Annotated in this window: 13 protein-coding genes; all 13 read right to left on the bottom strand. The window is 28.9% G+C overall.

Features of this window, described 5'->3' with window-relative positions:
• Window positions 1–7: 7 nt before the first annotated feature.
• The 13 genes from BM027_RS12710 to BM027_RS12650 all read right to left on the bottom strand — a co-directional run bounded on the left by BM027_RS12710 (window position 8) and on the right by BM027_RS12650 (window position 11,749).
• A complete protein-coding gene (locus tag BM027_RS12710) occupies window positions 8–526 on the bottom strand; it encodes an adenine phosphoribosyltransferase (protein ID WP_090092423.1) in 519 nt (172 codons plus the stop codon).
• Window positions 527–580: 54 nt separating this feature from the next.
• Window positions 581–1,444: a DHH family phosphoesterase gene (locus tag BM027_RS12705; RefSeq protein WP_090092420.1), complete on the bottom strand. Its 864-nt coding sequence runs from the start codon at window positions 1,442–1,444 to the stop codon at window positions 581–583.
• A 420-nt stretch (window positions 1,445–1,864) separates the two neighbouring features.
• A complete protein-coding gene (gene secF / locus BM027_RS12700) occupies window positions 1,865–2,734 on the bottom strand; it encodes a protein translocase subunit SecF (protein ID WP_090092417.1) in 870 nt (289 codons plus the stop codon).
• Complete coding sequence (gene secD / locus BM027_RS12695) at window positions 2,727–3,983, bottom strand: protein translocase subunit SecD (RefSeq protein WP_090092415.1); 1,257 nt, start codon at window positions 3,981–3,983, stop codon at window positions 2,727–2,729. The genes secF and secD overlap by 8 nt, the downstream gene beginning before the upstream one ends.
• Before the next feature lie 272 nt (window positions 3,984–4,255).
• A complete protein-coding gene (locus tag BM027_RS12690) occupies window positions 4,256–4,624 on the bottom strand; it encodes a TIGR04086 family membrane protein (protein WP_090092413.1) in 369 nt (122 codons plus the stop codon).
• A gap of 53 nt (window positions 4,625–4,677) precedes the next feature.
• Window positions 4,678–4,950, bottom strand: coding sequence for a preprotein translocase subunit YajC (gene yajC / locus BM027_RS12685; protein WP_090092462.1), 273 nt, complete (start codon window positions 4,948–4,950; stop codon window positions 4,678–4,680).
• Between the two features lie 173 nt (window positions 4,951–5,123).
• Complete coding sequence (tgt, locus tag BM027_RS12680; protein WP_090092411.1) at window positions 5,124–6,260, bottom strand: tRNA guanosine(34) transglycosylase Tgt; 1,137 nt, start codon at window positions 6,258–6,260, stop codon at window positions 5,124–5,126.
• A gap of 69 nt (window positions 6,261–6,329) precedes the next feature.
• Complete coding sequence (gene queA, locus BM027_RS12675) at window positions 6,330–7,355, bottom strand: tRNA preQ1(34) S-adenosylmethionine ribosyltransferase-isomerase QueA (RefSeq protein WP_090092409.1); 1,026 nt, start codon at window positions 7,353–7,355, stop codon at window positions 6,330–6,332.
• Between the two features lie 18 nt (window positions 7,356–7,373).
• Window positions 7,374–8,411: a Holliday junction branch migration DNA helicase RuvB gene (gene ruvB / locus BM027_RS12670; protein ID WP_090092406.1), complete on the bottom strand. Its 1,038-nt coding sequence runs from the start codon at window positions 8,409–8,411 to the stop codon at window positions 7,374–7,376.
• 50 nt (window positions 8,412–8,461) lie between these two features.
• Window positions 8,462–9,058: a Holliday junction branch migration protein RuvA gene (gene ruvA / locus BM027_RS12665; protein WP_090092404.1), complete on the bottom strand. Its 597-nt coding sequence runs from the start codon at window positions 9,056–9,058 to the stop codon at window positions 8,462–8,464.
• A gap of 417 nt (window positions 9,059–9,475) precedes the next feature.
• Window positions 9,476–10,057, bottom strand: coding sequence for a hypothetical protein (locus BM027_RS12660; RefSeq protein ID WP_090092401.1), 582 nt, complete (start codon window positions 10,055–10,057; stop codon window positions 9,476–9,478).
• A gap of 114 nt (window positions 10,058–10,171) precedes the next feature.
• On the bottom strand, window positions 10,172–10,759 hold the full coding sequence (gene rbr, locus BM027_RS12655; RefSeq protein ID WP_090092399.1) for a rubrerythrin: 588 nt from the start codon (window positions 10,757–10,759) through the stop codon (window positions 10,172–10,174).
• A 120-nt stretch (window positions 10,760–10,879) separates the two neighbouring features.
• The gene (locus BM027_RS12650; protein WP_090092396.1) at window positions 10,880–11,749 is read right to left on the bottom strand and encodes a radical SAM/SPASM domain-containing protein; all 870 of its coding nucleotides are present in this window, start codon (window positions 11,747–11,749) and stop codon (window positions 10,880–10,882) included.
• Between the last annotated feature and the right edge of the window lies 1 nt (window position 11,750).

Genomic DNA, 11,750 nt, shown 5'->3' with positions numbered 1-11,750 from the left:
AATAAATTTAAAGGTCATATTGCACTAATGATAATACATCATAGTTTTTTAATTTATCTCTCCCCTTAAGTTCAGTTAATTCTATTAAAAAGTCAATAGAAACAACTTCCCCGCCAGCTTGTTCAACTAATTTAGCAACACCTTCTAATGTACCACCTGTTGCTAATAAATCATCTATTATTGCAACTCTTTGACCCTTTTTAATAGCATCTTTATGAATTTGAAGAACATCACTACCATATTCTAAGTCATAATCAACAGAAATGGTTTCACCTGGTAATTTTCCTGGTTTTCTTACTGGAACAAACCCAATTCCTAAAGCATATGCAACAGGAACTCCAAAAATAAATCCTCTTGCTTCAGGTCCAACAATTAAATCAATTTTTTTGTCTTTTAGATAATCTACAAACATATCAATAGATGCTTTTAAAGATTCTCCTTCACCTATTAATGTTGTTATGTCCTTAAAACTTATTCCTTCCTTTGGAAACCCGTCAATTATTCTTATTTTATCTCTTAAATCCATTTTAATTCCTCCAAAAACTATTATTTAAAAATAAATATAAAATTACAGTTGTTTTTATTTAAGCATCTCACTTTTCTTTGAATTATATAAATACTTAACTATTTGATCTGCTCTATCTTTGTCATCTGTAGTTAATAACTCCAGTACTATTCTTGCATTATCCATAATACCTACTGCTCCTATTGTTGGAGTAATAAATTCTATCATTTCATTTATAGAATCATAATTAAGTTCTTTTACATTATTAAATTCTATTACTGATCTTAACCCATTATTGTTGGTATTAAATAAAAATTTATTCCCTTCTTTTATTAATATTCCATTTTCTCCTTTGGTCGATACATTTGTACATTGTACTCCCATAAGAATTAAATCTAAATATTTATTAATACTTTTCATATTGTAATATATTGCAATTGATTGCATTAACTTAAATGTTAATGCACTTATAGATAAATTTTTATATCTATACTGACATCCTTTTTGTCTTGGGTTAACATATATGTATTCATCTACAAGGTCACTTTCCTTGTTTTCAAGAACAATTAAATCTATACCCAATTTTTCACACAAAGTTACTTCTTCCTGTGACTTTAGTCCTACCCCTAAGGTTATTAATAACTCAGCTCCTAAAAAATCCACATTATTCTTTATATCTTTAGAATTAAGTTTATCTCTACTCTTCACTCCATCATATATAAGATATTCTACATCTGCATTTAAATACTTCAAAACAAGTATTAATGATGCAATTGCACAAATACCATCAACATTTGGAATTCCATAAATAACTATTTTTTCTCTATTGTTTACAGCAGAGACGACTCTTTCTAATGCTTTGTTCATACCTTTAAGTATAAAGGGGTTATATCCAGTAATATAATTTGGACAATAAATACTTTCCCAGAACTTACGCATGGCTTATTCCTCCATAAAATTAGAAAACAGTTATATTATAATTGATTATAATCTTTTTTACAAATATTTTATTACAAAATGAATAAACCTCCAAATTTCACTATGGAGGTTTAGGCACATTCAAAAAAATAACAGACCAGTGTGCTTGTCTATTTTGTGCCATACTGTGTCAGCAAGTTTTGATAATAGATAAGCTATGAATCAAAACTTACCTTCTTGTCTGACATGAAATATATGGCGCAATCTTTGGTCTGTTATTTTCTTTCATACACCTTATCCAATACTACGCATTACTTAATTGTTTCTAAAATTAAACTAAATAATACATAGACCCCTGGATTACTTTACCTAAACTTTTATGTATTTACTCACAAAAGCAAGTTTCATTTTATCTACCTTTAATTTATATCCAACAATAAATTAAACTCTTTGTAATTTTTTATTTTTCGCTCTTGCCTTAAGATAAACCCAAACTGGAGATGCTACAAATATTGAAGAATAAGCTCCTGCTACTATACCTATAATAAGTGGAATAGTAAATTCTCTAACCGTTGGTACAAATATATTTACAGCAACTATTGTAAATAGTGTTGTTATAGATGTATTTATAGATCTCGTCATAGTTTCAGTTAAACTAATATTAGCTATATCTATTGTATTTGCTCTTCTCATATTTTTTGCATTTTCTCTTATTCTATCAAAAATTACAATGGTATCATTCATTGAATATCCTATAATTGTTAATATAGCTGCAATAAATGGTGTATTAACCTTAATATCAAATATAGCATATACGCTTACAGTTATTAATACATCATGAACAGTTGCTACTAAAGCTGCAACACCAAAATTAAATTCAAATCTTATAGCTATATATATTAACATTACAACACAAGCAATACAAAATGCTATTAATGATTTTTGTGTTAATTCTTTACCAACAGATGCTCCTATTTCATCTTGAGAAATAAGTGCATTATCTTCTAATCCATATTTTTCTTTTAATTCTTTCATAATAGAAGATACTTTTTCGCTATTTAAATCTCCTGATTTAACTTCATACTGATTATTATCTACTGTATTTCCAACAGCATCTTGAGCATATGATTTTATTATATTATCCACTTCTTGTTTATCTGTACTTGAGTTTAATTGAATTGTTAATTGAGTACCACCTTTAAAGTCTATACCAAAGTTTAATCCTCTAGTACATAAAAAGCCTAATCCGATCAAAATAACAATTAGAGAAATTGAAAGCCATATCTTTGATTTTTCTATTATTTTAAACATGTTCTTCCTCCCTCTTAACTCCAAAGTATGATAGCTTTGTTAATATCCCAGCATCAACTGCTAAGTTAATAAGCATTTTACTAACTATCAAAGCTGTAAATAAACTTACAACTATACCTATCATTAATGTAACGGCAAATCCTTTAACTGCTCCTGAACCAAAGAAATATAAAACCAATCCTGATAAGATTGTTGTTACATTTGAGTCTACTATTGAAGACAGTGCATTTTCAAACCCTTTTTTAATTGAGGTTTTAATAGATAAACCTTTTCTTAATTCTTCTCTAATTCTTTCAAAAATCAACACATTAGCGTCTACTGCCATACCAATAGTCAGTAACAGTGCTGCTATTCCTGGTAGTGTCATTGTTACTCCAACTTCTACAAATATAAATAATGTAAGTGTTATATATAAAGTTAAAGCCACGCTAGCTAATACACCTGGAACTCTATAATAACAAATCATAAATAGGAAAACTAATCCTATACCAAGTGCTCCTGCTTTTAAAGCATTTGGTAGTGCTGTAGCACCAAGTTGAGCTCCTACATTTTTTACTGAAGCCGCTTTAACTGTAGTTGGTAAAGCTCCTGAGTTAATAATTCCAGCTAAACTCTTAGCTTCTTCTAAATTTTTACTACCAGAAATGCTTGCCCTTCCATCTGTAATTTGTGTTTCTACAGTAGGCGCTGACACTACTTCGTCATCCATACAAATGGAAATTTTTTGTCCTATATATTTGCCAGTTGCTGCTGAAAAAGCTTGTTGGCCTTCTTCATTTAATTCCAAAGATACAGATGGTTTACCATTTTCTTGATTAATTCCTGCCGATGCTTTTTTTACTTCTTTACCAGTAAGAATTTCTTCTCCATCTGGACTCTTAAATACTAGATTTCCTGATTTACTTAAACTTTCTACGATTGCTTGTGAATCAAATGCACCTGGAACATCTACTCTGATTTTTCTATCACCTTCTGTTGTTACAACAGTTTCAGCAACTCCAAGTTTATTTACTCTTAAAGAAATATGTTCCTTAGTACTCTCTAATTGGTCTTTAGTTACTTTATCGTCTTGAATTTCCATTAACACAGAAACTCCACCTTGTAAATCAAGTCCTTTGGTTATTACATCATTAAAAGATTTAAATTGCCATCCGCCCAAGAAAAATCCTCTAAATCCTGCAAAAGCTAAAAAAAACGTTACAACAATTATTGCTATAAATAATGCTGAACTCTTACTTTTCTTCTTCATTTTAATCCCCCTCTGGTATTTCTACAATTTTTATTACTAAGTAAAATTAAAATTATTCAACCTATACCGTTAAAACTTTCCATAAATTTTTGTTATGTAAAACGTCTATACACAAGTATAAGTTATGGTAAACTAAGTGAAAATATTAATTCTTCACTTAGCAAACTTAGCTTATACCTAGTTTACAATAATTTCTATAAACATTAATAGTGTTCAATACTTTTCTAACACACCCATGATTATATCACAATAAAATTTCTTAATAAAGATTTTTATAAATTTATCCCTAACATTCCTGCTAGTAATCCAACAACTACTGATATTATACACTTAGCTAAATCAAAAGCTTGAAATATTATAGCACCACCTATGTAACTTGAAATTATAAATAAAACCAAATAATAACTTAATCCTATTCCAAGTCCTACTAACCACCCTTTAGACGCATTAGCTTTTGCACCCATTACAGATCCTAGCGCTAAACTCACTAAAGATATTATTACATATAACATACTAAATACACTTGAACTAAATTCTATTGTTTTCATAAGTATTGACAATATTAATACTCCAATTAAACTTAAAATTATTGTTCCACCTAATCCTTTTAAAACTGATCTTAAATAATTATTACTTTCCATTAAAACAACACCCCCCAATACTTTATTTTATGAAGTATCAAGGGGCATTATGATTAATTTTCTTTGTTTACTTTGGATGATATTCCATTTTTAGAAAGTTTAATCTTAGTTTTTGCTGGACTTGTTTCAATAATAATATATTCTTCATCTATATTTGTTATTTTACCTATGATTCCACCTCTTGTCATGATTTCATCATTTACTTGTAGTTCAGTTAGCATGGTACTATACTGCTTTTTTCTTTTCTTTTCAGGTAATATAAGTAAAAAATAAAATATAACAAATACCGCTACCATCGGTAGTACATTACTAAGTATTGAAGCCATCGTCATTTTTTTTACCTCCATAAATTTACTTTTATATTAAATCACTATTTTTTAAATATGTGTAATATAATGCTTTAATAAAATACTATTTTAAAAATCTACAAAATAAGTTCTATCTTATTCCATGATAGATAGTTTACAATTATTTATATATAATGTCAATTAAAGTTCTATTATATGATTTGCCATTCTCTTAATTTTTGTTCTTTAAAATCTTTAAAATAATCTCCATCTATGGCATCTCTTATCTCTTTCATTAGATTATTGTAGAAATATAAATTATGTAACACACATAATCTCATAGCAAGCATTTCTTTTGCTTTAAATAAATGTCTAATATAAGCTCTTGTATAATGCTGACACGCTGGACATTTACAGCCTTCATCTATTGGTCTATCATCTAATTCGAATTTAGCATTTAATATATTGAATTTACCATCTTTAGTAAATAAATGACCATGTCTACCATTTCTTGCTGGAAGTACACAATCAAAAAAATCTACTCCTCTATCTACAGCTTCTAGTATATTAGCTGGTGTTCCAACACCCATTAAATAAATAGGTTTATCTTCTGGCAGATGAGGAACTACAGCATCAATTATTCTATACATTTCTTCATGAGTTTCACCAACTGCTAATCCTCCTATTGCATATCCATCTAAATCCATCTTGGTTATAGTCTTAGCATGTTTTATTCTTATATCTTCATAAACTCCACCTTGATTTATTCCAAATAACATTTGTTCTTTATTCAATGTATCTTGTGATGAATTTAATTTATCCATTTCGATTTTACATCTTTCAAGCCATCTTGTAGTTCTGTTTACTGAATTTTCAACATATTCTCTTGTAGATGGGTTAGGTATGCATTCATCAAATGCCATTGCTATAGTTGATGCCAAATTACTTTGAATTTGCATTGATTCTTCTGGACCCATAAATATTCTTTTGCCATCTATATGAGAGTTAAAATATACGCCTTCTTCTTTTATCTTTCTCATTCCTGATAAAGAGAAAACTTGAAATCCACCTGAATCTGTTAATATAGGTCTATCCCAATTCATAAACTTATGTAATCCACCAAGCTCTCTAACAACCTTGTCAGAAGGCCTTAAATGAAGATGATATGTATTTGAAAGTTCAACTTGACATTCTATTTCCTTTAAGTCCATGCTAGAAACTGCACCTTTTATAGCAGCTAATGTTCCAACATTCATAAATACTGGTGTTTCTATAGTTCCATGAGGCGTAACAAACCTTCCTCTTCTTGCTTTTCCATTTTTCTTTAATAAAGTATACTTTTTACTCAAAAATTTCACTCCTTATAATTGTTGCCTTATCTATTGATTATAATCAATTTTTATATTAATAATTGAGTTTTATTTAATAAACATAGCATCTCCAAATGAGAAAAATCTATATTTTTCTTTAACTGCTTCATTATATGCATTCATAACATTTTCCTTACCTGCTAAAGTCGAAACTAACATTATTAATGTAGATTGTGGCAAATGAAAATTAGTAATTAATTTATCAACAATATTGAATTTATATCCTGGATATATAAAAATATTAGTCCATCCACTTTGTTCTCTGACTATGCCATTTTCATCTCCAATAGTCTCTAATGTTCTTACTGAAGTTGTTCCAACTGAAATAATTTTGTTACCTCTTTTCTTTGTTGCATTTATAATATCTGCACTTTCTTTTGAAAGATGATAAAACTCTGAATGCATTTCATGTTCTTCCAACTTTTCAGCCTTTACAGGTCTAAATGTTCCAAGTCCAACATGTAAAGTTAAATAAACTACATTAACACCTTTTTCTTCAATTTGCTTTAATAATTCTTTTGTAAAATGTAATCCTGCTGTTGGTGCTGCTGCTGATCCCTTTTCTTTAGAATATACTGTTTGATATCTCTCTTTATCATCTAATTTTTCATGAATATATGGTGGAAGTGGCATTTCGCCTAAAGAATCTAAAACCTCTTCAAATATACTAGCATAATAAAATTCAATTATTCTATTGCCATCTTCTTTAACCTCTATTACCTCTGCCTTAAGCTTTCCATTTCCGAAAGTAAATCTTCTACCAACCCTTGCTGACTTACCCGGTTTAGCTAAACATTCCCACTTATCGCCTTCTATTCTCTTAAGTAATAAGAATTCTATTTTTCCACCTGTTTCTTCCTTTTCTCCAATTAATCTTGCTGGCATTACTCTTGTATTATTTAATACTAAAGTATCTCCAGAATTTAAATAATCTATAATGCCATGAAAAGTTTTATGCTCAACTTCGCCTGTTTCTTTATCTAAAACCATAAGCCTTGAAGAATCCCTTTGTTCTAGTGGATGTTGTGCTATAAGTTCTTCTGGTAAATAAAAATCAAAATCCTTTACGTTCATTATTATATCTTCTCCTAACTATTTAAAAAAACTTCTTTGTCCTTTATTAATTTCACTATTTTTATTAATATTAACTTTCCCTATATGTTTATAGGCCTTATCTGTTGCAACTCTTCCCCTTGGTGTTCTTATAATAAACCCTTGTTGAAGTAAATATGGTTCATAAACATCCTCAATGGTTCCAAGTTCTTCCCCGATAAAATAGGAAAGAGTTTCTATTCCAACAGGGCCACCATTGAAATTATCTATAATAGCTTCTAATATTTTATTATCGACTTTATCAAATCCTTGATTATCCACTTCTAACAATTCTAAAGCCTCTTTTGCTTCTTTAAGCGAAATTATATTGTTAGATTTAACTTCAGAATAATCTCTAACTCTCTTTAATAATCTATTTGCAATTCTTGGTGTTCCTCTAGATCTAGTTGCAATCTCAAAAGCACCTTCTTCTGTAATTTTGCATCCAAATACTGCAGCACTTCGTACAATAATCTCCTTAAGTTCATTCTCATTGTAATATTCCATGGCACAAAGCACTCCAAATCGATCTCTTAAAGGAGATGTTAGCATTCCAATTCTCGTTGTTGCTCCTATTAATGTGAATTTAGAAAGATCAAGCCTTATAGACTTTGCAGCCGCACCCTTACCTATAATGATATCTAATGCATAATCTTCCATAGCAGGATACAATATTTCTTCAACGGTTCTATTTAATCTATGTATTTCGTCAATAAACAAAACATCATAATCTTTTAAAGTAGTTAAAATAGCTGCTAAATCTCCTGCCCTTTCAATTGCCGGGCCAGATGTGATTTTTAAATCCCCACTCATTTCCTTAGCAATAATATTAGCTAGCGTAGTCTTACCGAGACCTGGAGGACCATATAAAAGTACATGATCTAACGCCTCTTTTCTATTTTTTGCTGCTTTTATAAATATATCTAATCTTTCCTTTACTTTATCTTGCCCAATATATTCATTTATCTTTTGAGGTCTTAAGCTAAGTTCAGATTTACTATCTTCTTGTATTTCACTTGGGACTACTATTCTTTCCATAAACACACCTCCTATTTTATCAAAATACTATTAATTAAAGGCTTCTTAAGTTAGCCCATTAATGTTTTTAATGAACTTTTTATTATATTTTCAACACTTTCGTTCCTGTCAACAGTTTTAAGAACCTTCTCTGATTCTTTCTCAGTATAACCCAACGCAAGTAATGCACTTAACGCCTCCGACAATGCAACTGAATTTCCATCTTCGCTCCCATTAAATTCATCAACGCCATCTAATAACTCATCAGATTTTAATTTATCCTTGAGTTCTAATATAATCCTAGCAGCTGTCTTCTTACCTATTCCTACCCCACGGCAAAGGTGTTTTTCATCCCCTGTCAATATTGCATACTTTAAATTATTAACTCTACTTATAGAAAGTAATGATAACGCTGCCTTTGCACCAACACCATTAATTGTAAGTAATAATTTAAACATCTCTAATTCTCCTAAGGATTCAAAACCATATAATCCAATAAAATCTTCTCTTACAATCTGTTCAAGGTATAACATAATCTCTTTTCCTAACGTTGGCATTGAGGACATTGTTGCACCAGATGTGAAAATCTTATAACCTATTCCATTATTCTCAACAACTAAATAATCTTTATTTATTCCAATATATTTTCCTTTAATATATTCGTACATTAATATTTTTCCTCCAAAATTCAATCACTTAAATCAATTATTTAAGGCCTTTTAAAGAAAATAATGCCTTAATTCTAATTTATACTTTATCATTTTACGGCTAATCTTTCAACAACACCTAAATTTATAACATATTTCTAGCAAAACAAAAACTGTAATTTTAATAACTAAACAAAAAAAAATTAAATTGATTAGTAAATAAAACAAAAAATGCCTAGAAAACAAAAAAGTTTCTAAGGCATTTTAGATTAAACACACGAAAGAAAATAACAAGTCAAAGATGCGATGTATATTTTGAGTCAGGCAAGAAAGCATGTTTGCACAATAGCGAGCTATTGACCTAATATGCCGACGCAGTATGACACAAAATAAACTAGAATACTGACTTGTTATTTTTTGAATGTGCCTTATTTAGTTTTATGATATTAACTCGGAAATACTTTCCTCTGCTTCATCTTTTGAATTATATTTAAGTTCAAAATTCTTAATTTTATTTTTATCACCATCTCTTAAATTTTCAATAGGTTTATTGTCTGAAAAAATATCTTCTGTACTCTTAATTGATGCAACTCCCTCATTGTCCGTTTGATATATAGCTAGATATCCATCTTTGTCACCAATATAATATTTGTTTGCTTCTAAAGTACTTGAAGTTTCTCTCTTGAATATAATTTGTCCATTTGATGTAACATCTAAATTATAACCACTATTTTTTAATATTTGAGTTAACTCTTCTCTTGTTAAATCTCCATTAATATTTAATTGTTTCTTTATCTGGGATATTGTTAAATCTGTTTCTTTTTTATCACCTGCAAACAATGAGACCTTAACGCTATCTTCTAATTTATTTGCATCAACATCAGTATTAACTTTTCCTTGAGAACTTTGAACTAATCCTCTATCATTTATTGATCTATCTACTAAATAATAAGTCATTGAAAATATAAGTGCTAACATTAAAATAATTGAAACTACTATTCTTCTTTTCTTGTTTACCATAATTAATCACTCCTTAATAGGAGTATTACCTTATTTTTTCCTATTTATGCACTTACTTCATTATTTTATAAAACATTTCAAAAATAATTTTTAATGATATTTCTTTAATATGCCTTATTCAAATAATGAGTGTGAAAACAAAATGAAATACCCTTGTGGATGTTGACAAGCTGGGCAATCTTTCGGTGCTTCCTTGCCTTCATATATAAATCCACAATTAGTGCACATCCATTGAGTTTCTTCTTCTTTCTTAAATAAGCTTCCTTCTTCTAACTCTTTTTCAAAACGTTCAAATCTAGTTGCATGAATTCTTTCAATTGATCCTATGTTCTCAAATATTTTTGATACTGCTAAAAAGCCTTCTTCTTTTGCTACTTTTGCAAATTCACTATATACATCATTAAATTCTTCAAATTCATTATGCTTTGCAACCTTAAGTAAATCTAATGTAGTAGTGTAAGTGTCAACAGGATATCCTGCACAAATTTCTATGTTTTCACCTGAACTTTGCTTTAATTGACCATAAAATACCTCAGCATGTTCCTTTTCTTGATTGGCTGTATACTTAAAGAGTGCTTCAACTACATAAATACCTTCATTTTTAGCTGTAGAAGCTGCTATATCATATCTATTTCTAGCTTGACTTTCCCCTGCAAATGATCTAAGCAAATTTTTCTTAGTTTGACTATCCTTTAACTCCATACTAATTCCTCCTACTAAAATATTATTCAATATTCAGTATTTGATGTTTAGGAGTAATTATACATTCACACACAAATTTATTTATAGATATTCACACATAAAAATACCTACTTGTTTGTATTATCTTATTCTATTTATAAATCCACATTTTTTACATAGTTCTTCTACTGCCACTCTTCTTGAAAATCCTTCATATATATCTTTAGCTTTTTTAGAATTTAAAATATCATCTAATTTAGTTTCAAATATATTTCCAAGCGGAATATTACCTTCACTATCCAAGCAACAAGGCACAACTGTTCCATCTACTAATATTCCAATTTGATCTCTTAATCCATAGCAAAATGCTCTTTCTCCTAATTCATCACTATTAATTGATGGCCACTTAAATTTTTCTCCCATACTAAGATATAAATTTTTAGATAACTTTACACTATTCTTTTCCTTTAACTGTTCTTTTAAGTCATAATCTAAATTAAAGCTTTCCTCAAGAACTTTAAAAATATCAATGTTCATATTATTACTGGCTTTATACTTGGTATCTAAATTCCATAATCTTAATGAACAAATTATATTACTTTTTTCAGTGGCTTCTTTAGAAAAAGCTATTATATTATTTATGTATTCCTCAAATTTTATTTCTTTATTATTAGCTTCAAAGCTATGAAGAGAAATATTAACTTGTCTTAATGCAGGTGATTTAATCAATATATTCTTAACTTCATTTATCAAAGTTCCATTTGTTGTAATATTGGCCTTCAATTTATATTCATCACTTAATTCTAAGAACCTTTTAAGATTTGTATTTAAAAAAGGCTCTCCCATCAAATGAAAATAAACATAGTCACTATACGGTTTCACGCTTTTTAAAATATACTCAAAAGACTTTTCTTCCATAAAGCCTAATTTTCTAGATGTTTTAGGACAAAAATCACATTCTAAATTGCAAACATTAGTTATCTCTATATATATTCTTTTAAATTTCTTCATT

The organism is Clostridium uliginosum (genome assembly GCF_900112485.1).
Lineage (GTDB): Bacteria > Bacillota > Clostridia > Clostridiales > Clostridiaceae > Clostridium > Clostridium uliginosum.
This window is presented reverse-complemented; position numbering and strand designations above follow the sequence as displayed.